The sequence below is a fragment of the Paraburkholderia bryophila genome, from assembly GCF_013409255.1.
GTDB lineage: Bacteria > Pseudomonadota > Gammaproteobacteria > Burkholderiales > Burkholderiaceae > Paraburkholderia.
In genome coordinates, this window is sequence record NZ_JACCAS010000002.1 from 1,402,293 (window position 1) to 1,427,229 (window position 24,937).

Annotated in this window: 17 protein-coding genes; 8 read left to right on the forward strand and 9 right to left on the reverse strand. The window is 58.7% G+C overall.

Annotated elements, in window-relative coordinates; translation table 11 throughout:
• Entirely contained in the window at positions 1-3,150 is a 3,150-nt protein-coding gene (locus tag GGD40_RS27455) for an error-prone DNA polymerase (RefSeq protein WP_179745776.1), read from the forward strand.
• Positions 3,151-3,278: 128 nt separating this feature from the next.
• A complete protein-coding gene (locus GGD40_RS27460; protein WP_179745777.1) occupies positions 3,279-4,241 on the forward strand; it encodes an SOS response-associated peptidase family protein in 963 nt (320 codons plus the stop codon).
• Positions 4,242-4,383: 142 nt separating this feature from the next.
• Here GGD40_RS27460 and GGD40_RS27465 read toward each other — a convergent pair whose 3' ends face one another.
• On the reverse strand, positions 4,384-4,797 hold the full coding sequence (locus GGD40_RS27465) for a helix-turn-helix domain-containing protein (RefSeq protein WP_373565368.1): 414 nt from the start codon (positions 4,795-4,797) through the stop codon (positions 4,384-4,386).
• Between the two features lie 424 nt (positions 4,798-5,221).
• Here GGD40_RS27465 and GGD40_RS27470 point away from each other — a divergent pair, with 424 nt between their 5' ends.
• The 3 genes from GGD40_RS27470 (at position 5,222) to GGD40_RS27480 (ending at position 7,254) form a co-directional block, all read left to right on the forward strand.
• Positions 5,222-5,587: a hypothetical protein gene (locus GGD40_RS27470; RefSeq protein WP_179745778.1), complete on the forward strand. Its 366-nt coding sequence runs from the start codon at positions 5,222-5,224 to the stop codon at positions 5,585-5,587.
• Positions 5,588-6,052: 465 nt separating this feature from the next.
• Positions 6,053-6,676 carry a hypothetical protein gene (locus GGD40_RS27475; protein WP_218901323.1) on the forward strand — a complete coding sequence of 208 codons (624 nt, stop codon included), beginning with the start codon at positions 6,053-6,055 and terminating at the stop codon, positions 6,674-6,676.
• Entirely contained in the window at positions 6,673-7,254 is a 582-nt protein-coding gene (locus GGD40_RS27480) for a hypothetical protein (RefSeq protein ID WP_179745780.1), read from the forward strand. Before GGD40_RS27475 ends, GGD40_RS27480 begins: the two co-directional genes overlap by 4 nt.
• 676 nt (positions 7,255-7,930) lie before the next feature.
• On the opposite strand, the gene GGD40_RS27485 is transcribed toward GGD40_RS27480, so the two are convergent.
• Positions 7,931-8,128: a hypothetical protein gene (locus GGD40_RS27485; protein WP_179745781.1), complete on the reverse strand. Its 198-nt coding sequence runs from the start codon at positions 8,126-8,128 to the stop codon at positions 7,931-7,933.
• A 324-nt stretch (positions 8,129-8,452) separates the two neighbouring features.
• Between GGD40_RS27485 and GGD40_RS27490 the strand changes: the two genes are divergently transcribed.
• Positions 8,453-8,746, forward strand: coding sequence for a hypothetical protein (locus GGD40_RS27490; protein WP_179745782.1), 294 nt, complete (start codon positions 8,453-8,455; stop codon positions 8,744-8,746).
• On the opposite strand, the gene GGD40_RS27495 is transcribed toward GGD40_RS27490, so the two are convergent.
• The 3 genes from GGD40_RS27495 to GGD40_RS27505 are packed head-to-tail and all read right to left on the reverse strand — an operon-like array spanning position 8,743 to position 14,213.
• On the reverse strand, positions 8,743-9,747 hold the full coding sequence (locus GGD40_RS27495; RefSeq protein WP_179745783.1) for a PoNe immunity protein domain-containing protein: 1,005 nt from the start codon (positions 9,745-9,747) through the stop codon (positions 8,743-8,745). The two genes, GGD40_RS27490 and GGD40_RS27495, sit on opposite strands and share 4 nt — an antisense overlap.
• Before the next feature lie 24 nt (positions 9,748-9,771).
• Positions 9,772-11,271, reverse strand: coding sequence for a hypothetical protein (locus GGD40_RS27500; protein WP_179745784.1), 1,500 nt, complete (start codon positions 11,269-11,271; stop codon positions 9,772-9,774).
• Entirely contained in the window at positions 11,268-14,213 is a 2,946-nt protein-coding gene (locus GGD40_RS27505; RefSeq protein WP_179745785.1) for a type VI secretion system Vgr family protein, read from the reverse strand. Before GGD40_RS27505 ends, GGD40_RS27500 begins: the two co-directional genes overlap by 4 nt.
• A 368-nt stretch (positions 14,214-14,581) precedes the next feature.
• On the opposite strand from GGD40_RS27505, the gene GGD40_RS27510 reads away from it, so the two are divergent.
• A complete protein-coding gene (locus tag GGD40_RS27510; protein ID WP_218901325.1) occupies positions 14,582-15,490 on the forward strand; it encodes a hypothetical protein in 909 nt (302 codons plus the stop codon).
• Positions 15,491-15,779: 289 nt separating this feature from the next.
• Here GGD40_RS27510 and GGD40_RS27515 read toward each other — a convergent pair whose 3' ends face one another.
• Positions 15,780-16,814 (reverse strand): hypothetical protein, encoded by a 1,035-nt coding sequence (locus GGD40_RS27515; protein WP_179745787.1) that lies wholly within the window; start codon positions 16,812-16,814, stop codon positions 15,780-15,782.
• A gap of 320 nt (positions 16,815-17,134) precedes the next feature.
• Here GGD40_RS27515 and GGD40_RS27520 point away from each other — a divergent pair, with 320 nt between their 5' ends.
• Complete coding sequence (locus tag GGD40_RS27520) at positions 17,135-17,944, forward strand: H-NS family nucleoid-associated regulatory protein (RefSeq protein WP_179745788.1); 810 nt, start codon at positions 17,135-17,137, stop codon at positions 17,942-17,944.
• Between the two features lie 150 nt (positions 17,945-18,094).
• On the opposite strand, the gene GGD40_RS27525 is transcribed toward GGD40_RS27520, so the two are convergent.
• From GGD40_RS27525 to GGD40_RS27535, 3 genes are all read right to left on the reverse strand, one after another.
• A complete protein-coding gene (locus GGD40_RS27525; protein WP_179745789.1) occupies positions 18,095-18,661 on the reverse strand; it encodes a hypothetical protein in 567 nt (188 codons plus the stop codon).
• An 83-nt stretch (positions 18,662-18,744) separates the two neighbouring features.
• Positions 18,745-19,131, reverse strand: a complete 387-nt coding sequence (locus GGD40_RS27530; RefSeq protein ID WP_257030606.1) for a hypothetical protein — start codon at positions 19,129-19,131, stop codon at positions 18,745-18,747.
• Positions 19,132-20,205: 1,074 nt separating this feature from the next.
• A complete protein-coding gene (locus tag GGD40_RS27535) occupies positions 20,206-24,753 on the reverse strand; it encodes an AAA domain-containing protein (RefSeq protein WP_179745790.1) in 4,548 nt (1,515 codons plus the stop codon).
• Positions 24,754-24,937: the final 184 nt, after the last annotated feature.

The following is a 24,937-nucleotide window of genomic DNA, read 5'->3' on the forward strand; positions in this document are numbered from 1 at the left end:
GTGGACACGACCTTCAATATCCTTCCGGCGTACGCCGAGCTTTTTTGCCGTTCAAACTTTTCGTTTTTGCGAGGTGCTTCGCATGCAGAGGAGCTTGCGGAGCGCGCGGCGCAACTGGGCTACGCTGCGCTCGCCGTAACGGATGAGTGCTCACTCGCCGGCGTCGTCCGGGCTCACGTGGCCGCAAAGAAAGTCGGGCTACCGTTTATCGTTGGCTCGTACTTCCGTCTGGTGAATGCCGACGGGTCGCCAGCGTTCGGACTGATTCTGCTCGCAAGGAACCGTGAGGGATACGGTAACCTTTCCGAACTCATCACGCTCGCCCGGACGCGCGCGCCGAAGGGCGAATATCGACTGACTCCGCAGGACCTTTCGCGACCAGACAAAGAGTATCGTCATCTGCTGGGAGTACCCGATTGTCTTGCGATTCTTGTGCCAGATTTCCCTGCGAAAGAGGATGCTCTGGAAGCGCAGGTCGAGTGGCTCGATGACACGTTCATCGGTCGCGCGTGGGTCGGTCTCGTGCTTCACCAGAGGGCGATGGACGACATTCACCGAGGTGCGGTCGAATTTGTTGCTCGCAACTTCGACGTGCCTGTGGTGGCGCTCGGCGACGTTGTGATGCATGTGCGCTCCAGGAAGCCTCTGCAAGACACAATGACGGCTATCCGCGTCGGCAGGCCTGTTCACGAATGCGGCTATGACCTCGCGCCGAATGCCGAGCAGCACTTGCGCTCGCGGTTGCGACTTGCGAACCTCTATCCGGATGATGCGCTCGCCGCGACTGTTGACATTGCGAATCGCTGCACGTTTTCGCTCGATGAGTTGCGCTACGAATATCCCGACGAACTGGTGCCCGCCGGCACAACGCCAGTCTCATATCTCCGGCAGGAAACGTATATAGGCGCACAGCGACGTTTTCCCTCGGGCATCCCGCACAGAGTGCAGGAGCAGATTGAACACGAACTGGAGCTGATAGCCGACCTCGGGTACGAACCGTACTTTCTCACGGTCTACGACATCGTGCGCTTCGCTCGTAGCCAGCACATTCTGTGTCAAGGCCGAGGCTCTGCCGCAAACTCTGCCGTCTGCTATTGCCTTGGGGTGACGGAGGTGGACCCCGCCCGCGGCAACATGCTGTTCGAGCGATTTATCTCGAAGGAACGTGGGGAGCCGCCTGACATTGACGTCGATTTCGAGCACCAGCGACGCGAAGAAGTCATTCAATACATCTACCAGAAATATGGCCGCGACCGCGCAGCGATTGCGGCCGCGGTGTCGACGTATCGGCCACGCGGAGCGTTGCGCGAAACGGGAAAGGCACTCGGCGTTGACCCGCAGATTGTCGACCTGGTGGCGAAGTCGCATCACTGGTTCGATACCAGTGAAGACCTGTTGAAGCGCTTCGCGGAATCCGGCCTTGACCCGGAGAAGCCGCTTATCCAGGCGTGGGCAAGACTTGCCTCCCAACTGCTCGGCTTTCCACGGCACCTGTCGCAGCACTCGGGTGGCTTTGTCATCAGTCGCGGCAAGCTCACGCGCCTCGTCCCCGTTGAAAACGCCGCGATGGCAGACCGCAGTGTGATTGAATGGGACAAAGACGACCTTGAGTCACTGGGCTTGCTGAAGATTGATGTCCTCGCACTCGGGATGCTGTCCGCGATTCGCCGCACGCTCGACTTGGTGTCGGAGCAGCGCGGCGAACGTTTCGAGATGCAGGACATACCTGCCGAAGACCCTGCCACGTACAAAATGATTTCAGTTGCGGACACGGTCGGAGTGTTTCAGATTGAATCGCGAGCGCAGATGAGCATGTTGCCGCGAATGCAGCCGCGCACTTTTTACGACCTGGTTATCGAGGTCGCCATCGTGCGACCCGGTCCGATTCAGGGCGGCGCCGTTCATCCCTACCTCCAACGCCGCCAGGGATTTGAGCCGGTCACTTATCCGAGCGATGCCCTCAAAGTTGCTCTTGGCCGGACCCTTGGGGTACCGATTTTCCAGGAGCAGGTTATGCAGGTCGCCATCCTGGCAGCCGGTTTTACTCCGGGCGAGGCCGATGGCTTGCGGAGAGCAATGGCTGCATGGAAGCGCAAGGGCGGTCTGGAAAAATACTACAACCGCATAGTGGTCGGCATGCAGGAACGCGGGTACGACCTGGCCTTCGCAGAATCAATCTTTGAGCAGATTAAGGGCTTCGGTGAGTATGGTTTTCCAGAAAGCCATGCCGCCAGCTTTGCGCTGCTTGTCTACGCGAGCAGCTGGTTAAAGTGCCACGAACCCGAAGCGTTCCTCACAGCGATGCTGAACTCGCAGCCCATGGGCTTTTACTCACCTTCGCAACTGGTGCAGGACGCGCAGCGTCATGGCGTCACGGTGCTTCCGGTTGACGTGACTATCAGCGGGTGGGATTCATCGCTCGAACGTTTTGCTGACGCGACCAGACCGGCCGTGCGTCTCGGGCTGTCACTGCTTCGCGGCATGAAGGACGGCGCGGCAGAAAGAATCGTGAACGCGCGCGCAGTTCGCGCCTTCGGAAGCGTCAGCGACCTTGCGCGCAGAGCACAGCTCGACCGGAAAGACCTCCATGCTCTTGCCGACGCTAACGCGTTGGCTTCGCTCGCGGGAAACCGCAGGGAAGCGCTCTGGCAGTCGGTCGCGGCCGTTCCCGACAAGGACATGCTTGCCAGCGCACCGGTGCAGGACGAGACGCCTGAGTTGGGCGCGCCGTCAGAAGCACACGACATCGTCTCGGATTATCGGTCTGTCGGACTGACGCTGGGGCGCCATCCCCTTGAGCTGCTGCGGCCGCAATTGCTCGAAAACCGGTTGATGCCGGCGTCGACACTGCGTACTTATCGCCACGGCCGGCTGGCACGAGGGTGCGGTCTTGTGACCGTGCGACAGCGACCCGGAACGGCGAAAGGCGTGCTGTTCGTGACGCTCGAAGATGAGACTGGCAACGTCAATGTGATTGTCTGGCCGTCCCTTTTCGAACGACAACGTAAGGAAGCTTTAGGCGCATCGCTGCTGGCGGTCTACGGCACATGGCAATGTGAAGGTGAGGTCCGACATCTCGTCGCTCAGCGGCTTGTCGACATGTCTCATCTGCTGGGTGGGTTATCAACCGTGAGTCGGAATTTTTGCTGAACGGATACTACGGCCGAACGCAGGGTGTCTATCACTGCGACCGGCTTCTGGCCGCTGCCACGGCGTGGGCGCACGGTTCGCCTCGTCTTGGGTAATGCGTATCATAGGGAGACGAAACGGAGGCATTCATGTGCTACTCGGCCCAGGTTCAAGCTGACTACCGGAAATTCGTGCGCATGTTCGGCGCCATCATGGACATCGGGGAATTCACCCGGCTGTTCTTTGAACGCGCCGAAGGTGTCAGCAAGGCGAAGATACCCAAGGCGATGGAACACGCCTTCGACGAACCGCAAACTGACGCCGAGCGCGAAATCAAAGCCTCTATCGACAAGTTCAATTCCGTCCAGACTTCGAAGCTCGAACAGGACCTGTTTAAGGAACGCAAACGGCTGGCCGATGCAGAACGCACGCTTCAAACGAAGGCCACCAAGGCCGCTATCGAAAGTCAACGAATCGCCACAGACAAAATCGCCTGGACTCTGGGCAAGCTTGAAGACATGCAGCGAGCTGAGCCGAACGCACGTGACTCGCGCATATTCCCGGGTCACTACGCGCCTGTCATGATTGTGGAAAATGGCCGGCGAGTTGTTAAACCAATGCGCTACCAATGTCGCATCGCCGGCAAGCCCGCTACCTATGACGTGAAGTATCCCGGGACGTACAACGCTCGTCGCGACAATCTCGAGGGCTTTTGGAAGCCATGCTTCGGGCACACCCACGGCGTCATGCTTGTTGACGTGTTCTATGAAAATGTCAGCAAGGCAAAGATGGAAGGGACGTTGTCAGAGACACATGAGCGAGACGAAAATGTCGTACTCGAATTTCGTCCAAGCAACGGTGAGCTAATGCTGGTCGCCTGTCTTTGGTCTCGATGGTTGGCGCCGGGCGAGCCCGATTTGTTGTCGTTTGCAGCGATAACCGATGAGCCGCCTGCAGAGGTTGCGGCAGTTGGCCATGACCGATGCATCATTCCCATAAAACCGGAAAACGTCGACTTGTGGCTGAACCCGAAAGCATCGGACCTCGCGGCATCGTACGCCGTGCTTGATGACCGGGAGCGGCCATTCTATGAGCACCGATTGGCTGCCTGACGCGGACAAGCTTGTGCCCGGTTCTCGAAGAAGCTGCGTCAGCAGTGGGTGCTATCCATCAACTTCAGTTTATTTCAAAGCGCCTGCTTCAGCGGTAAGCAGGGCGCACCATGGCTGGCTAAGCACGGTAGTCGGCGCGGCGCTAGCGGGCTGACTTAGACAGACGGTGACCCAAGCCCAGGTTCGTTACGAGTTGCCACGTGTAGACTCTCGAATACGTGACTCCGTATCGGCTCGCCACCAGTTCACGCACCCTCCCGTTTGTCCATGCATCAGTCGGGAAACCGTGAATTTGGGCCGAACCCACAAGAGCCTTTTCAATCCATTTCAACGCCGTTTCGTCCAGCGCTGATGGACGACCGCCGATACTCATCCTCCTCAGCGCATCAAGACCACCTTCGTCGATGATGTCCTTGTACCGCCGAACCGTTCCGACACCCATCTGCATCTTTTCGGCTACCTTGGCGACAGGCGCTCCTTTTGCGAGCATTTTTCCTGCGGTCATACGTCGCACGACGGTTGGAAGTTTGTCCCGGGGAGTCATTTTCTCTTTCACGAGCTAGATTCCTTGCAAATGACTGTGCTCTGGTAGCACGGAAAGCTTGCAATTACCTGCCCCCACGCGCCTTACAGGCCTTACGTATCCGTTGCGCGTGGGCTGTTCGGCGGATTATGACAGGAGGACGGTCCGCAATCTAGAATGGATACTGGTTGCAATACTCCGAGGCCGCGATGACCGATATTGCAGGTTCCAAAGTGGTACCCAGTAGCGAATCGCCGGAGCTTCTCGATGCGGCCTGTAATCACGTCCGGGATATGACACATGCACGGTGCGCCGTCGTCGTTGTCATTGACGGAGAGTCCGGGTCCGGCTACTCCGTCGTCGGCCCGCTGGATGCGCAGGTGCTGCTGCCTGACATCTTGCGGAAGGTCGCGGATTCCCTTCGGGGACAGTTAAGCGGTCACTTGCAATGAGCACGATGGACAATCCGCTTAACCTGGACCTTCGGGCACGTGCCGAACTGCTTGCGTATCTCGTTGCATCCCATCTCCTGGCGAGACAGATGACTGGCGATTGGTTGTCATCCGACCACGTGGTGGAATCGACCGCGATATGGCTTAGGAAGAACGGTGGTGGTGCCGATGTCTTGCAGCGAGTCATGCTTTCGACGCGGGCGCTCGAGGTTGCCCAGCACCTCGAAGGCATATCGGTAGCGGAAGTCACGCCCCAAGTGGTTCGCACGTTATTTTGTGAGAATCTGCGCCTCGATTTCCGGTCACCGACGGCGCGAGAAATATACAACCTATGTCTCACGCTGCTGCTAAGCACTCGTTGGTTTGAATAGTCGATTGCGGTTGCGTGCCGGGCTACTTGCCACGTTTCTTGCGGGCCCCCGCTGCACCACCAGAGAGAGCGTAAGGTAGCTTCATCGGGCGGGCCGCCTCAATGGCAAAGTCCGACTTGCTCGCCAGGCGGGCAAGCGCGATAGCGCACCTTGGATGATGTGACTCGAGCCATGCAGCAACCACCTCGTTTCTCATCCAGCTCCGTACGAAACTGGCCGTGAGCGCCAGGTAGACCAAGTCCTCGTAACGCGGCCGCTGTTCTGCGGCCCCAACTTGCAATAGAGCGGCTTCTCTTCCATCCTGGCCAGTCGGCTCGCGCAATCAGGATGCGACTGTCGGCCGCGTGCATCGCCGGTCCGCTCGTTGGCTGGCGTCGCCGCCAGTACCCGGATGTTCCGGTTCAACTCTTGGGGAACGGATAGCAGACCGCGCGGGGTCAAGTTTCCTGACGCAACGCCGTAAACATGTGTATCTTATTTTTGCGGAAAATCCCCTGGATGCCTGGAGCGCCCCACAAAATTCCTGTGCTCATCAAGGCGCTCGCTTTAGTTGCGATTCTTGCCTCAAGCGCATGCGCAACTCGTCCGCCCATCTCCTTTGCTCCACCGCCTCCGGCCAACTGCTGTTCCACATGGCAGAGTGTTCACTTCGAAGAGATGGACGCACACGGCGTCAGCCGTTCGCACATTAGTCTGAACGGGAGTCCGACGTTCGACTTCCCTGAAGGTCGGGCCACTTTTGTTGCGTACCGGCTGCCCCAGGTGGAAGCGAAGACGGTGGAAGTAGATACCTACCCCAGCTCTGATTGGTTGCCACTGGCCACGGTTTTCAGACCGCGGGTTCTTTTTCTTGACGCGGGTCTCAAAGAGGTTGCCGACGACAAGCTCAACCCAATGGCACGAGATTCGAAGTTCCTTCGCGGCTCCTACTACTTTGCAACGACGCCCATACCTGCTTCGGCGAAGTACATCGTGGTCTACGCCGCATCATCTGCAAACACCGACCGACTAGTTGCGCGCTCGGAGAATGGTTCACTCTACGGACTTCCAAATGCGTACGAAGGCGATATCTCAATCATCCTAAAATGAACTGGTTCCCTCACTCCCTGCAACTTCAACGATTGTTAGCTGTCACGGTGTGCACAACCCTACTTGCCGCCTGCATTCCCACCGATATCGTGCTGGGTCCGAATGACACGAGTGCCCGGGTGCGCTTCCGTTTCGTCGGAGACGGAAACGACAACGTGCTTCAATACACTCAAGCAACGTGTCACTTCAAGATGGACCCGGCCACACGGTCGCTTGCATTCATTACGTATCAGCACAACACACTGAATTTGAATTCGGCGCTATCTCCGCCGCCAAAGCTCGATATGCCCAATGATATCCCGGACGTATCGAAGCTCACTTACGCCGAAGTTCGGGTCAAGGCGGGAATTCCCCTCGAGTTCGGTTCACAGTGGTCGCACGGTAACGGGTTCGTGATGTACAGCTCGGCCAAGTTTGCTCAGTTCACGCCCGAGGCATCTGCGGACTACGAAGTCACAACCGGTGCCGATATTGGCAAGCCGATGGAGCTAACTGTGACGCAGTTGAAAGTTGTTGACGGGCGTCTCGAGAGATTGCCGGTGGTCGCGATAAGTGTACCGGCATGCAAGAGTTTGTGAATGATACGAGGAAGTAGTGTCGATACGAAGGCCGCGTCGATGCGTGAATCGTCGACTGATAGCGTAGGAAGCCTCGCGAACTGGGCCTCTTCTTCCGTATCGAATACGCCGAGTACCCGGAGGCTTCAACCATCTATGTGTCTCGTGTGATGGTCCTGCTGCCTGCATATCGCTCAGGCGAAAGGATATCCTCTTGTTGAAGAATGGCGTGACCGAAGATACGGTAGCCCTTGTAGCTTCCCGATTCCATCAGCGCACGACCTCAACATGCGATTCGTGCGCGTCAACGCGCAGCACGTTTCCCTCAGGCGTTATCAGACGGGGAATTTCCGACACGTCAGGCGTAACGCGTCGCGTACCTGCACCGGCAGTTCCCTGCCTCGCAGCCAGCTTTGTGGCGATGGTCGGCGTGCGACGCGCACGTGTTTTTATCAGATGGGGCACACGCCGCTTCCGCGTAAGCGACTTTGGCGCGCCTGCTCCCTGGTGCAATCCCCCCGCGAGCTTCGGGCGGATTCCAGATTCCTATGTAGCGCTCGCCTGCTAAGGAGGACGAAGTACACGCCAGTAAAAGCAACCCGCATCCAACCTGTTTCACTATCGTTTCTCCTCGGCGAAGCGATTCAATCTGTCGATGCAGGGTACATCCCCACCGACGCACGACCCGTCGCAACCGTCACAGTAATGTCGGTCGCACGGCGCCGTCAACACGCCAGGCATCCTTTCCCACCGAACTAGCGGTACCCACCGAGCGGCCATTTTCGCACGCAAAAAACGTCGGCTCCCCGGCTCGGCCGCGACGCACGGTTTCATCGACATCATGCTCGCCAAACGCAGATTTCACGTCGGCGACAAACGCCGCAATCTCGGTCATCGAATGGCCGCGGTCTTTCGAACCAGTGCATCCATACACAGGAGGAATCATCCGAAGAACCGTTCTCTCGCAGTGCCCTTGGCTAAAAGACCTCGGGGGTACTTCGGTCCAGGATGCGAGGTGGCGCTTGTAAATTGATTGCTTAACGATACAGATGTCTAATGAAGCGCGTATTTTTTATACGCGCTTGGAGCCGGGTTGTTGAAAATTGAGCCGGTATTTGACAAAGCCGGTTTTTGTATCCCCGTCAAAGCCTTGTTCGAGAAAGAACTGATGTGCCTCCAGCCGGGCGGACGAGCTTAGCAGCATTATTTTCGAGCAATCATGCTCCGTTCAGATACGTTCGGCGTCAGAGAACATCACGTATTCCGCTCCAAGACGACGATGCGATTGCGCAACGATGACGTTCTCGACGACTGCGAATGGCTGCTCACCGTACATAACGTCGTGGCATATGTTCAGAAGGAGCGGGTCGACAACATTGCCGTCTTGCTCCGCGACAAGAACATAAGTGCTCTCGCTCCCGCTCTGGATTTCCAGAGTCTCTGGACGAACGTGCACGCCGACATCGCCGGTCATCTCACGATATCGCTAGACGCCGACATGGCCGTTGTTTAAGCCTTCCGCTCGAATTCCCAGAGAGCAGGCTGCGGTCGTAGCGCGCCGCGTGTATCAGGCGCGAAGACCTCAGGCATGCGGTCCCCCTTCTGCACTAGCACACCCGGAACATTGTGGCCGCGTGCCTTCCAGATACCGGTTTCGGGGCAAACCTGTCCGGTATGTACAGACATAGACCCGGTATCCAGCTTCGCCGACTGAGAGTGCTGGCGTGCGTCGAATTCACGCGCGAAGTCTACCAAATCCTTCGGATACAGAAGATGGTCACGAAACGAGGTATCGTCGAGTTCGATGAGGTATGCGGCGGCCGCCGCTTCAATGGCCCAATAACCTACGTAGGCCCCTCCATCTGTGATATTGGCTTTCAAGTGACTGTCGTGCCACGAAGCTGCCCTCATGGCCGGATACCATTTATCCAGATACGAACGCACCAGCGAGATACCAAGCTCATCCGTGTCGCTGTACATGCTATTGATAAGGTCACGATAAAGTTCGTGAAACCACACGTCGACATCAACCCGGCCATCCATCCCGTAAGCCAGCAAATCTTCATAAAGAGTGTCCCTCGCCCGATAGAACGGGTCGAGCATGGCCACCACCCTGGGAAGCAGTTCACGCCTGTGAAGCAGATGGCACAGGCCGATGAGCTGAACCGCAGACTCGTAATCTTGAATTTCGCCGAACATAAACGGCGGATAGGAGTCGTTCTTTTCCGCCTTTCGCTGCGCGAATGTATACGCCTCGAGACTCGTGACCACGGCATCCAATTCGGTACGCAACAGACGCAGGTCTGCACCGGCCGTGTATTGCAGGAGAAACTGTCGGTACGTCTCATTTGCGACGTACCATGCCCCCATCGCTTTCCTGGCGTCCTCCCCATTTCCGGTGGGGGGGACGTTGTGGGTCCAGTGCTCTATCTCTTCCCTGATGATGGATGAGAGCCACGTGAGGTACTCTTCGCTCAAAAAGCGTTGACGTCTTTTGCTATCGAAATCTGACATTCGCGTTTTTCCTTCGTACACAGACTATTGCAGCCGGGCTTTCTTTCGCTGCACAGCTTGCTCGACTTCCGCGTCATGATAGTGGTGTGTCGGAGGAAGCTGATGGTCCTTGTGCCCGTGCTCATCTCCCTTCATAAGCGCAGCCTCGTGCTCAACCGCCGACGGCAGATAGAACGGCACGTACAAGATATGCCTCGAATAGCCTTCCCGTCGGATGCTCTGCAGTATTTTTGCTCCGACCGCATCTTGCAGGTTCTGGCGAATCCATTCGTCGCTCATTTGCACAACTTTACCCGATGGCCCAGTGGCGGTTTGCGCCGAGGAAGCGTCCGATTGCGTGCTCTTGGCGGGCTGCCGTCGGCCCCCGCCTAATTTCCCACCACTTGTGTTTACGGGTGCCGGACCAGTACCCGGCACGGCAGCTGGCGGCTCAAGCAGTTCGTCCGCAGACGGGCGAACGGTATCCTTTATGCGCGACGCCAGGCCAAGCTTCGGCGACATATTCCGCTTTCCCTCCGGGTTCTTCATCGGTTTGTCGACCTTCGACGACTTCGCCTCCACGATTGCAAACGCCTTCCCTTCGTTCGTTCCCGGGTTCGCGCGCCAGACGCCATCAATGCCGTGACCTCGCGGTCGCAAATCGAAGAGCTTGTTCAGCTTACCGTGGTCATTCAGCTTCCCCGGCACCTCAGCGCCCGGCTCATGCGACCATTTCCCGAGCAGCCCCTGGTCGTGGGCTTCCCACCCTTTTCCCCAGCCGAGCGTCTCGTAGCAATAGTAGTCGGCGATGTGCTCGCCGAGGATGCCGGTGATTCCGTTTGTGATGTCGGCAACCGCGAGCTTCGCGTTGACCACGCCCTGACTGGACGACCTGGACGGACGGTTATGACCCTCCTCGGCCTCGACACCTACCTTGCCGGGCTTTTCCGTCTCTTTCCGCCGCTCGAGCGTCGTCTCTGCCGAAGAGTTTGGTTGCTTCTTCTTCCAATGGAGAAGCTTGCGCTCCAGGAACTGGGCAAGCCAGTAGGGCAGATTGGTCTCGACCCAGATAAGTGCCTGTCTGAATGTCGCCTGCGCCGCCGTAGGCATTTCCCTGAACAACCACGATTTCTCGATGTGCTCGCGCGCACCGGTCAGTACGGTTTTCAGGCCAGAGGCGTCGAATAGCTTGTCAACGAGTTCTTCGGGACTTGTCTGGACCCCGGCGCGCTGCAGTACCAGCCGGAGAATATCGAAGAGAAGCGGGCCGTAAATGTCGGACTTATGATTGACCAGCCGAAACGTGCGCTTCACGCCGGCGCCGACTACCGGCACCCATCCAACCACGGCGAACACAAGGTCAATGCCTGCCTCGACTTTGACCATTTCGTCGGTGCTGTCCCGACTATTCCACACCGTCCAGACACTCTCGCTTGTGTCGTACACGTTCTGCGCGACGTAGAAGAGCGGAAAGGCGTTCGAAGCCATCGAAAGGCCAATCTGCTCAACCGCGTCCTCAATCGCCTGTTGGTCGTTGTCGCTCATTGCACGTCCGGCCGGCCTGAGAAGCGGTTAAAAAGACTTGCGAGATTGTCCTGAGTAATTTCACCATGGCCCGCCGCGTGGAGTTCTTTCAGAACGTCGTCCGGTGCAAGGTCTTGTGCAGCAGGAAGCGGTGCCTGGGTGAAGGGACGTGCATCTTCGCCGAAGAATGCTTTCACGGGGCCGGGCGGTACATCATGCAGCACCGCATAGCCGTTCGTATCGAGCTTGCCGGACATCACCCCACCGTTTTCAAACATCACCTTGTACGGCGCATTCGGTACGGGTTTCAGCGAATCATCGGCGAGATTCAGTTCAAGCTTGTTGTGTAGCTCACCGGCAGGCAGCGCAGGCAGGTCGTAGTTGCCCTGTGTTGGGCCATTGAACGAATGCTGGCTACCCTTGATGTCAATCATGCCCGGCGCATGAATCTCGATATTGCCGCCGGAGATGCGGATATAGGCGCCACCGGAGGTTAGAAGAACCTCCTGTTTGGCCGCGGCCTCAATGTTTTGCGTGGCAGAAAGAAGCTTGAGGGTCTTCTGCGCGGTTACCTCGATATTGTCTGAGTGAGCGCGCACTTCAACCTTGCCCTTCGCAGCGAAGAGCTTCATGCCCGCGTTCTGCACAAACAGGCTAAGGCTTTGCGCGACGCTCGCGATAAGCGACTTGCCCGCGGCGACGTGGGTGTTCTGCCCGCTCACGATATTGAGTTGCTCATCGGCTCCAAAGTGCACCGACTTCTGCGTCGAGAGCGCGATACCAGCCGGACTCGTCAGAAGCATCACCGGTTCCTTGAATGTGTTCGCCTTTCCGGTACCGCCGCCAGCAGTACGACCACCCGAACCGGTGCTTGCCGCACCTCCGGAGCCTTCGGCACCCGCATCCGGTTCCAGGCTCAGATGCGCTCCATCGACGCTGGACCGGGTGGCATCGTTGAACGCCTTGAGCGCGTCCCTGCCGTCGTTCAGACTGGCTGCCTGATGCGTCTCGCTTGCCGTCGAGAGCGAATCCAGGACGCTTTCGGCACTTGCAAGCTGCTGGCTGGCAGATGCTGCGTCCAGCGGCTCACGTGCAGCGGGCTGCGTGGTGAGCATCAACCCGCGAGCGGCGCGCACGGCACCATACGCATCGCTCTTCAGGTCGAAGCCGCTGCCCAGGTAATTGCCGCGAGTGTTGCCCGTTTGCGCGATGAGATAGCCCAGGTGAATATGCGCGCCGGTAGTCGAGGAATAAAGATGAACACGATTCTGGCCGGTCGAGTCGTCCATCACGAGGTGGTTGAATCCGCCTCCGCCGTACTCTTTGGACCGGAATCCGGAAAGCAAGCCATTCGAATGCCACTGCGGAGCGTTCGCACCGTTGTATACGCGCCCAGTGACAATCGGCCGGTCGCAATCACCGCCCACCCAGTCGACGACGACCTCCTCACCAATCCTGGGGACATGCACGGCACCGTATCCGCCACCGGTGTCGGACTGTGCAACGCGCATCCAGCAGGACGCCCGCTCGTCGCCCTGATTCAGGCGGTCCCAGTGCATGCGGACCTTGATACGGTTCAGGGCATCGGTGTACACCTCTTCGTTGGCAGGACCCGCTACCGTCCCGGTCTGCAGGTGCATCGTGGGTTTGGCATGTTCGAACGGGCTACGAAACGGCACCGAGCGGCGCTGCGCCTCGAGTTGAACCAGGAAGAATCCTTCGCTGCCATCGGCGTGCGGGACAAAAAACACGTTTCGCGCAGCCGTCATCGCTCGTTGGACGTTGCTTCTTGTTACCTGACCGTCCGCGGCGCCGGTGCTGACATTGGCCTGCCTGATTTCGTCGATTTGCGACTTCAGGCTGTGTGGAAAGTCGGGAGCATTGTTGGAAACCGGCAGGTTGTTCTCAATGAACCATGTCGTCTCTATCACGGCGAACTCGCGGCTCGGCGCGTCGCCCTGGTCGTGCACCGGATGATTGGCGAGCGTGAACCAGCCGCCTACGTCCATGCCACGGACGGCGCCAGAGCCATGAAACCGCTTTGCGCGCGATTCCCATTCTTCCATCCGGATGGTGGAAAGCCGGTCGCCGCGCGTCTGCTCTTTCCAGGAATAGGCACCTGTGTATTCGTACACTTCGGCCTGCGGCGGGAGGTCGCCGTGCGTCGCGAGCGTCGGAATGCTAGTCGACCTGGGATGTGCGGCAGATGGCGACTTGTAGTCAAAGGTCCGGGTGGCAAGCGAGGTACTGTGAAGCGTACGCGTGCCAGACCACTGCACTAGCGCGTTCGTCTCACTGCCTGTACCGGCACGGTAGAACTCCACAGGCTGTCCGCCAAGTCTCGTGAGTTGCGACAATGACGCCAAATCATCCGTAACAATAAGGGTGTGAGCCTTGCCATTGTCGGCCTGCTCGAACCAGAAAAAGAGCCCCTCGCTCTCCATGATGCGATGGCAGAAGTTCCAGTCGTCTTCGTATTGCACGCAAAACGAGCGCTGCGGCAAAGGCGCTTTCAGGGCAAACCGGAACGCGCCCTGAGCCTGCGGATGCTGATTGAATACGTCGGTAAGAATCTCGTCAGCGGGTTTGTCCTGCCAGATTCGCGCGTCTTTGCGAAAGCGCAGGAAATGCATCCAGGAAGAAAACGCGAGCTGATAGCTTGTCGTCGAGCCGTTTGAACCAAGTCGCCGTGCAGTATTCACATAGCCATGATGGGCCGCGTAGGAGCGGTCGGCCTGTTGAATCCAGAGGGTGACCGGTTGTGCAATCAGTGACTTGAGTTCAATGTCACCGGATGTGGAAACGAGGTCGACCGTGAAGTCGAAGTTACGGCCAATGCGTGAACGACCGAAAACACGCTGTGGCAGCAACGTATTTGCGGCCAGCGGCGTGTCGAATTTCAGAAGCCGGTCCTGCTGCGCCAGCCCTCCGGTCATCCTGCCGATAAACTCCTGTACTTCCATTGCACGTGCCTCTTTCCGTCACTCGAGCATTAAGTCGCGCACGGATTTTACAAAACGCTATTTTAATTAGCTATCAGGAAACTGTTAAATCACTGCCGGCAGTTGCTCTAAATGAAAAATTATGATGCGTGGTGCATAGTCGATAATCGCGGCAATCAGACAGGCTGTCTTCGCTGACAACGTATTACCGGCGAAATTCATCGCGACTGAGCTGAGCTCGCCATGGGCAACGATAAAACGAATGGCGCTCTCACGAATGACTGCTGTTCAGGACGCGCCATCAGCCAACACGGGTGGACACAGGTTTTCCCTCGTTCACCTTTACGTGTGACTGGGACTCGGCCCTCTCATCTATCTGTCGGATGAGATTGGCCGACTCCTATCTGCTAAATAACTTCAATCTTGCCAAATCTCCTATGAGCTTACCGAATCACCGACCCACCCGCTCATCCCTTCGTCGGGCCACTACAAAAAAACAGGACGCAACTACAGTCCATTTCTCCGCGATTTCGCTCGCTGCAGTCATCATCAGTGGAGCCGCTCTTGCAGGGACGATATTTCTCTGGATGCTCAAAAATGCCGGGATGTCATACAGAAGCGGGTACCTCCTCGCATTCGGCTTGCAACCGGACGCTATGCCGTGGAGTAGCGATGACCTTGCGTATCTGGGTTACTACGCACAGGAGGACCTACTGGTCGACTTGCTTGGGCTATTTGTCGGCCTCATGCTCTTTATAGCCGCAGTGCTCTACGCTGGCAACTGGATGAACCACCACATGTCGAAGCGCCGGGAGCAAAAGGGTATTAGGACGACCCTGAAAAAGTCAGAAAATTTCGTAACGCAGGAAATCATATTCTTTTGTGTGACAGCTATCGTGTTTTTCTCTCTCATGTATTTCAGCGTCCTTCCGATGGCCCTGTTCAATCCAGCGCGCAGCCGAGGAGAAAAGGTCGCCCAAACGGAGATGACAGCCATCCGTGAGTGGCGCATCGATGAGCTCAAGAAGCACAAGCTGAACTTCGTAGAGATTACGCGGGACAAAGCTGACCCCGTGACAGGAGTCATTATCTCGTGCACGGAAAAGTTCTGTGGAATCTATTCATCGGGTGGCCCCGTCCACACACACATGGTTCCGCTGACTGACATCAAAACGTGGTCAAAGATAGAGTGGGAAAACGTACCCGCCAGCACGCGCATTGATTCGAGTCACAAGACGAGCCCAGCCCCGCACGTTGCAGGAAGCTCGGAGGTAAGGCCCGCGTCTGCGGCTCATTGACGCGCAGGTGACCACCAGCTCCAATGGAGCTGGCGCAGCGAAGATGCCTTCGAAATGCTGAGAGTTAGCCACAACCCATTACCTGCCGTGCGCCGCAATTAGAAGCCAAGACAGAAAACAATGATTTTCCTGTTCGCGCGTCCTCGTCGGACGTCTTTTAGGTCTATGCGGAAAGTGGTAGTCCCATTACTACAAAAGAGAAAACGTCACGAGCACTCACTCACCTTCGAATGTCTCTGGATGTCACGTACCGCATCGCGCCTCGCGGAGGTGCTATCGGATAGCGACATTACTCTGTGCTTTGGCGCCCCGACGGTAGATGCAGTTCTGCCCGAGCGTGTGCGATAAAGGCCAAAGGCTGTAGTTGCTGGCTGCCATTCAACCCGCGTACGGCGGTCAGTGACTGGTACGCCGTCGCTGCGTATTGCAGGCCAGCAGCAGTGGCTGCTGAGGCGCTCGCAACATCTCCCGACTTAATTGCTAAACCGGTTGCAAGCAATGGCATTAGCGACCCAAACGCTATCTTCGTCCAGTTCGGCCTCATGGCATCGACTAGCTCGTCTACCTGTTGTCGTGACTCGTGGATTAACTGCTGAGTGGCGATGAGTCGATGCTCGACATCGTCCAATTCGGCAATGAATGCACATCGCGCCTCCACGAGCTGGCGCACTGCTGGGAGCAAGTGACCGTGACGCTGCTTAAACGCGACCAACTGGTCCAAGGTGACCGGCTCGTCGGGAAACGGTAGTAGCGCAGTCAGTATGACCTCCCGAGCTTTCTGACGGTGCAGCATGCGTTTATCGGTTTGTGGTCGATTGCGTACGCCGAACAAATTCGCAAACGCCAATCTGTTTGTCACAGGCGCAGCATCAATTTCCGGGATGCTGCCTAGGCACGATGCGAGGTATGCCATGAAAAGATTGGCAACGGGTTCGTCGACGTCGTACCACGCATAATTCACCCGTGTGGCCAGCCCCCGGTCGAGCAGATACTCTGGAATATTTCCCAGCTTTTCGACATGTATACGCATGCGTCGCACGTCACGTTTCCCATGCAACGCATGCTTTCCCCTCATCTGCCGGTCCAAGAGTTCCACAAACAGCTTCTCAAACTCATCAAGATGTCGTAGGTACTGTGCCGGAAATAGCTGCTCGACCATCCCCGCCTGGACTAAGCGGCGCATAAAGTCGTCGAGCGACTCCGGGCGGTCGATGTACTCCATTGGCACAATAGACGACAACTTATCCCAATAGAGCAGGGTCTTGATTGTCCAGCGCTCGTTGGGAACCGAGATATAGGGAAAGTAAAGCGCGTTGTTTCGCATCTTGGGTCTAGAGAACTAGCGGTGTATGTCTCACATGCTAACAAGCTTCCGCGTGAGACATCTTAACTACGTTAAACCGCAAACTGAACTGGATTGCGCGGCATTTACAGTGTCTCCGGTCATGCGCTCAGGCGAGCAACCACATTCACGCCGAGGTAGCGCACCTCGAAATCGTCGCAACCAGACACCCGTGCGCCCCGGTGGCATTTCCCTCAGTATAGCCACCATGGAAAAGAGCTGTGTTTGCTCTCTTATGTTATGCGCTTACGGCGATGCCTATGGCATAGTGCGAACAGTTATCAACTCTACAAAGGAACGCAATGGCAACATTAGAGCAAATTCAGGCAAAACTGAAACGACTACAGGCGCAGGCGGACGCCCTACTGGCAAAGAAAGCTCAGGCAGCAGTCGACCAGATTCGTGCGTTGATGCTGAAGCACGGTTTAACGACGACAGACATTGAAAGCAACGCGACGGCAGCGCGAGTAGCGAATGGACAGAAGGGCGCCGCCGCCGCTGGCAAAACGAGAATTGCCCGTGGTATAAAAGCCAAAGCTGCGCCGAAGTATCAGCACCCCAAAACGGGAGCCACATGGACCGGCCACGGTCGCGCGCCGACGTGGATTGTTGAAGCCAAAGACAGGAACAAGTTCCTGATTGCAGGCGGCGCTAAAGCGACTGTCGCGACGCCCGCGGGTGCCGTGAGCAAGGCGAAAACTGCGGTGAAGAAGGCCTCGAAGGGAGTTGGTACGGCGTCTACCAAGGGTCAGCCGAAAGGTCCGCAGCCGGCGCTTTACCGTGACCCCAAGTCCGGTGCGACTTGGAGCGGTCGTGGTCCGGCGCCGGCGTGGCTGGCTGGTGCCAAGGACCGGACACGGTTTCTGATTGATGGCGCGAGCGCTGAGGTTGCGGTGGCCAAGACGAGCAAGCCGAAAGCCGCCGCGAAGAAAGCCGTAGCGAAGGAGGTGGACGCTAAGAAAGCTCCGGCAGCGAAGAAGGTAGTCGCCAACAAGAAGGCACCGGCAAAGAAAGCTCCGGTGAAAAAGGCAGTTGCTTCCAAGAAGGTTGTTGCGAAAGTTGATGCCGTCGTTGTTGCACCGGAAACTACGGTCGCGGAAACGAGCGCTTAACTGAGTTCGTGCGTCGACGAAATTCGCTGCAGATGAAGGACCGCGAGACAGGATTGCCTCGCGGGGATACGGACGCCGCCAAACTGCGGAATTCGTCGTCTGCGAGCTCCCACACGTGCTCTCGCATACAACGTCTGCGCTGCTCTCTCGTCAGATGGGCATCGTCGTCCTCAGGCTCTCCCGTACTTCGTGCAAGGCGCGGCGGAGCTCTTTCGCGTCGACTTGGAGGTCCGTAAAAACAGTTTTCGCGTTATCGCGCATGCGCACCTCGCGTGCGCCATTTGTCACCGTACCGTACTTCAACTGCAATGGGTCCAGCTTCTCGACGTGCGTTGACGGCGGACGTTTGCCATAGATGGTGGTGTCCTGCTTAATCACCTCAGCGATGTAACAAAGGATGCCGTCAGGCGACTTATCCAAGCTCATGCGCTCAGCCGCGTGCGCCCAAACCGACTCTTGCGCACGAGCCTCGCTGTAGACGATTTCGGCGGCTTTTCGCAGCGATACGCGCCCTCCCCAGCGCAGGTACCAGATACTTTCCAACTTGCGACCGTAGCTGCCCGGCCAGCGCAGCCACTGGACAAAGGCCATAAGGAAGAGCACGTCTGTCAGACACCAGCAGGCCCGGGCCCAAACGTGGCTGTGCACGTCGCCTAGTGTCAGCGCCGTGCCAACCAAGAACATCGAGAAGGCTTGTAAGGCGGGGTTCGCGAGCATCTCGGTCCTCTTCTCATTGTGCGACGCCCGGTTGGGTCCGGCACGCGCGTTGCGCGTCGTTCGTCACCCTGCAGTCCGCGCGCTCAGACGCCGACGACGTGCTCGTAGAACCAGTCGTTGAACGCATCGAAGCCCTGTACGGTCAGCCCGAGCCGATGCGCATTCTCGCAGGCCCGCACCAGCATCCAGCACGCAGCTTCCTCGAGGTCGGCGTCGAAGTCCGGAGCATCGGTTTTGTCAAAGTGCCGCAGCGCCCTACCCACCCGGTTCTCCGTGTCATGGAAGGTTTTGTAGTTCAGCGACCGGCCGTGCAGTTGAGTGTGCACCAGGTCGGTCGCCTCAAACTGCCAGTCAAGGACCGCCTGCTTGCCGGCGCGTCGTAATGCTTGGCCGAGCACCAGTTCGGCGGCGCTGGCCAGAGTGATGGCCGAGGCGAAGCGCTGGCGCTCCAGGAACGCGACGAGGGCCATCTCCAGCTGCTCGCGCGAGGTCGACGCGGTTGCAGGTTTGCGCGGTCATATGCAGCTCCCGGGACGGATGTGGAGATGCCAGTCTACTGTCGCCCGCGGCGCGTTCCCGCGGAAACTTTTTGACAGCCATGGCCGACGCGCCGACCACGCGTGCTTCCGGTCGACTAGCACGCGCGCGAAGTCAGCGCGGCGTGCAGAGTCACCGCTAATGCAACGACTGCCACGCAGACGGCCGCCAGGGCGATGATGCCGAAGACGATAGCGGCGCCGGCCGGGTGCGCATCGAGCCGCTCAACGAAGTTGCTACACGCGTCGATGAGCGCGGCGCATCCTACGACCCCTACTGTCCGCCGTCGTGCCGGCCGCGCGCGCTGTACCGCTTTTACTGAACCACCCGTCGGTTGCTGCTCGCTCATCTCGTATCACCATCCCGCCGTTCGGCGCTCATTGAAGGTGTACGGATTCTTTTACAGGCCGCGGCGTTTTCCGATAGACGCCCGCCTTACCCTGCCTTGTCCGGCGCAGCCCTGCCTTAGCCTGCCTTAGGGCGCATGGTGATGACAGATTCTCAGGGTATGGTGTCTGGAGTAACGCGAGCGAAATCGTCGAAGCTACGCCCAACGGACAGGTTTCCCGCACGTAGAGCAGTGCGAGGCACTTCGTTCGAGGGAGCCATTGCAGAAGCTGCACGTGTAGACGGGGTCGCCCTCAAACGATATACGCCCGGTCAGCGTTGGTCGGGATGCGTTGACCGGTGCAGCTTGACTAGCCTTATTTTGCGGTTGCGGTTGCGGTTGCGGTTGCGGTTGCGGTTGCGGTTGCGGTGCGCAGTGATTGCAGGTTTTCGCCGATGCCGACCAGCAATTTGTTTTGCACACCAGTTTCCCGCAAAGTGAACAGCGGTGCCGAGGCGAATGGGGAGTGCAGCCGCATCTCTCACAACGCTCTTTCATCGGTCCCTCCGTCAGAATTGTTGCGTGGATTTTGCTGGCCGTCCTCGCTCCCAGGAGCAGCCTCAGCACAGACATCGATGCGTTTCCATCCGACGGTATTCCAGAAACCGACGGCTCAGATTCAGGCCACTGACTGTGCAAGCGACGGCTCTTCGTCGACCAAGTCTTCGCGGTCTCCCTTCCATTCCCGGTACTCAACTAGCGCCGGCACCCGCTCAATAGCTCCCAAGGGCTCAATGCCAAGCGCATACATGCGGGCCAGCAGGTCGTTGAACACTTCCTCCCTGCGCATCGACCAGGTCGAAGCAAAGCAGCGCCAGAAGACCCAACCGGCGCGCTCAAGCACCCGCTGCCGATTCATATCCGCTTGCCATCGGTCGGGGCCATGAAACTCATCGCCATCCAGTTCGATGGCAAGCCGCGCGTCGTTCGCGCCCTCAACCACCATGTCGATGCGAAACGCGCCCGCCTTCACCTGTGGAATGACACGGTAGCCCCGGTTCACCAGCTCCGTGTACACCTGCCGCTCAAAGCCCGACTCGCATAAGTCGATGAGGCTTTTTTCCTCCTCGCCGTTGCCCTGCTGGTCGATTGGCATCGAGAAATGCTGTAACAGGCCTGCACGCAGGTCCTTCCCTGATGCCGATAGCTCCGAGAGTTTCACCGAGCGCACGAGATACATGCGGTCCTGCGCGCGACTCGCCGCTACGTTGAACCTCTGCTCTGACGACTGGTCCGAAAGCGCGCGCGTACCGGATGAGTCGATGACAAGCGACAGGAAGATGATATGGCGCTCGGCACCCTGGAATGTCCGGGCATCGCCGCAGGCGAACTTGCGCCGGTGCAGTTCACCCGCGTCGCAACGCTCGCGCACGAGCGTGTCGATGTACTTCCCTTGCTCTGGCCCGAGCAGCGTGACCACGCCCAGCGTGCGATGCTCGAACTGCGGGTTGGCGATGATGGCCTGAATTTCGGCCGCAATCGCCTCTGCCTCCGCGCGGTTGATATCCCTCTTGTCGCGCAAGCCATGCGGCACGTAGATGTCGACCAGCGGCGGGTCAATCCTCTGTGACATCTTGGGAATGCGCAGTGGCTGGATGAAATCCTTGTAGAAGTGCTTGTTGCTGTACGCGATGATGGGCGGAACGCACCGGAAGTGCTCACGCAGCATGACCTTCTGCGCGGCGAACACCGTCGACGCGATATCGTAGAGCGACTTTTCCGGCGTCAGCACGGGCGCATGGGGCTGGTCAGCGAGGAATCGGTCCTTCAGCTCCTGAATTCGCACGGCAGAGATGAAGCTGCCATCCGGCGACACCTGCCGGTCGTCGCCAACCACCAGAATCTTCTTGCCGCGCAAGACTGCCGGCAACGCCCACAGGTCAGACTGCGACGCCTCGTCGACGATGACGAGGTCGAAAGCGCCGAGGTTGGCCGGGAGCGTTTCCGACACCTTGGCGTGGCTCATCACCCAGCACGGCACGGCGTCTTGTGCGTCGTGCATCGCCTTCTGCGCGTCGCGGCGGTGCCGGACTGCATTGGGGCCAGTGCCGGCGCCGATGCGGCGAATTGCAGTACGGTATGTCTCGAGCGCCGACAGCACCTTGGGCGTCGCGTTCATTTTGGTGGACAGCCATGCCGACTTTGACACCATGCTCGAGTACAGGCGGGAGAGCCCCGACTCGACATCCCGGCGCTGGGCCGCGAGTTCAAGCAGTTCCTGCCGCGCTTCGATGCTTTCCAGGTAGTCGCGCACACGCGCCCAGTTCCACGCTTCGCGCCAGCTTGCGGGCCACGTGACGTCTTCACCCGCGGCAGGCACCGGGACGCCGCGGAGACGCGCGGCAAGGCGCACTGCACCAGCAGTCTCAATCTTCTTGCTGAGCGTGCGGACCGCTTCCAGCTCGTTGAAGAGTCCTTCGATGCGCCGCAGTTCTGCAACCAGCTCGGCGTAGTCGGCCGCCGCTTTCTCGGCCGGCAACGCTGGCTCACCCAGACGGTTCCCCGCAAAATCGCGCAGTCGCTCCGCCACCGGACCGCGGGTGCCCGCGAGCTTCTCGCGCAGGATGCTTAGGTTCGTCATCGCCTGCGCCAGGTCAACGCGGCTCAGGTGCTGGCGCAGATACTCCCGAACGCGCGAAAGCTGCTGTGAACCACCCCGAAGGTCGTCCACGGGCGGCACTGCAAACACCTTGTCGGCGACCGCGGTCAGATGGACGTCGTGGTTCGTCGCGAAAGCATGTGCCTTGCGCGCAGCGATGGTGACCCGCTCAATATGACGCAACTGCGTGACGCTCGGTGTGAGTCTCGGGACGACCAGGACATCGGCGAACTCGTTCCAGCGCGCGCAAAAGGATGCAACCTTCTCGTGAAGGTTCACATATGAGAGCACATGCTGCCAGTCGGCTTCGTTCTTCGGCGCGATTTCGGCGATACGAATTGCTGCCACCATTTCCTTGGCATCGCCCGCGCCCATTGCGAACATGCCGAAGGGCTTGCCGGTCTTTGCCGCGCGCTCAAGCGCCTCTTTCATCTTCGGTGAGCCAAGCGCGGCCTCGTCGATTTTTACCGGGCGCTGCATGAATGCCGAGCGCGCCTCCATCAGCTGGTCGGATTCCCCAAAAAGCGCTTCCAGCGCCATGCGTTCAGTCGCGTGGTCGGCGCGGCGGCATTTGCGCCGTAGGTCAAACGGCCATGTCTCTTCGGTTTCTTCAATCTCGATGGCGAGTGTTACGGCCGCGTCGACCTTGGCGAGCATGTCGCGCGCATGCTCGTAAACATCGTCAGTTGTCGCCCTCAACGGAATGAGCGTGCCCTTGGCCTCCGCCTCCTTGAGGCTCACGATATTCACCATGACCGTATGCAGCCGGCGGACATCATCCACGGTCAGGAGCGCGGCACTCGACGGCAGATGCGACGAAACGTATCCAATGTCGGAGCCGATGTTGCGCCGCGCCTCGCGCAACGCACTGACTTCCTCGGCGACCAGCGGCGGCGCATTCTCGGGAGCAAGCGAGAGCGAATCGTCAAACCAGGAGAACGTCTTCCCGCCTTCGATGGCGAACTCGGCCATCTTCTGAGCACGCATCACGACGCCATCCACCTCCACGTCAGATAGTTGCGTCATCGCGATTTCATCGATGCGGCGGTCGATGCGCTGCATGGTGGTATGCGCGCGGTCGATGGCGGAGAGGTCCGCCTGAATCTGGGTGGCGACCACGTCCGGGTTCATCTGGCTAACCTGGTGGATGATGGCCTCGATACTGGCCTGAAACTGCTGCATGCCCTGCCGGTCGCCCGAAAGCAATGCCACGGTCAGCGGTCGCACTTCCTCGGGAATCTTCTCCTGCAGAAGTTCGAGGGCTTTCTCGCCCTTCGACGTCACCAGAATCTTCTTTCCGTTCGCCAGGTAGTGGCAGATGATATTGGCGATGGTGTGTGTCTTCCCGGTCCCGGGCGGGCCCTGCACCGCCACGCCGTCGGAGCGCTCGAGTTGCTCGACGATGGTGACCTGCTCGTGGTTGTAGGGCAGCGGAAAATACAGTTCTCGCGTCTTGCCCGAATCACTGGATGGCGTACCCGCGAGGCCGCGGAACGAGACGGCCTCATAGCTGAGCTTCTCATCGGCGGGCAGTGTGACCAGCGCGAGCGGGCCTTCCGGAATCTCTGCACCTTCTTTCAGGCGCGCCTTGAGCCGCTCGATGTCCTCGTGCAGGAAGTTGTTCGAACGGGGCCTCGAGTGGAGCACCCACAGGTCCGTGACGAGCAGCGACGGACCAGCAGGAGGGAGCCCCACCTGCCCTTCAATGTATTTGCCGTTGCGGTCGATGTTGCCTGCAACGCTTCTCAGGGCATGCTCGTAGGTACCCGGGTCGAACGGATTGGGCGGGCGCTCCGCCGACCGCTCGAGTTCCTCCTTGACCGCACGCTCGACTGCTGCGGCACTTTGCAGCTGACAAGCGGAAAACGCGTCGAACTCGATGCGCGGGCTGACCGCGCGTGGCCGGACCTCAATGGCGAGGGTACGGTCGTCGATGGCCAGTTCGAGCGACTGCGTGAGCACCGGATACTGGTAGTCGAAGTCGACCTTCTTCGTGCGTTCCTCGAAGCTCATCTTCCAGGACGCGACACCAATGCCGCACACGAGCTCCTGCGGCTTGGCCGTGTCTTCAAGCTCCAGCTGCTGCTTGAGCGAGAACAACTCACCGTAAAGTCGGATAGCCTGCCACCGCGGCTTTTCCACTTCGGCCCACGTCTGCCAGAGTCTGGTGTAACGCTCCAGCTCCGCCTGAACAGCCCCTTTCTCGCTGTCTGCAAGCTGCTGCGACTCCAGCTCAGGCTTGCCTTCGGTCAAGGCGGCAATGCGCCGCTCCAGCGCCGCTTCATTGATACGTGGAAGCTTTCCAGTCGGGTTGGAGTCGACGACAAACAGTTCCTTCTGTTCGGGCGGAACCGCTGGCGGATTCTGGGCCTCAAGTCGCTCAACACGGAGCCAGATATGGTCGCCTTCGACCTTGATGTCAAGGTCTACGCCCGGCAGCCCTCGCAGGTCGCCACTCGTGCGAAGGAACCCGTCGGTGCCAGAAAGCCTGAACCCCCGCGGGTCGATATCCTTTGATTGCTCGACGACGTAGTCAAGCAACTTGGTAAGCAAGCTGGAAGAACTCATTTATCCCTCGGATTCGGTGCGGGTCACGCGCGCCTGCACGACGAGCCCGAGCTTTCGACAGTGGTCGAGGATAAGCGTCTCGAGCAGGTTCGTCTGACTGCGGTTTTCGTATTCCGCGGCTTCTTGGAGCAGTCGTTTTAGGTCCGGCCGAACGCGCACATTGATGGTCTCGGTTTTACCCGCG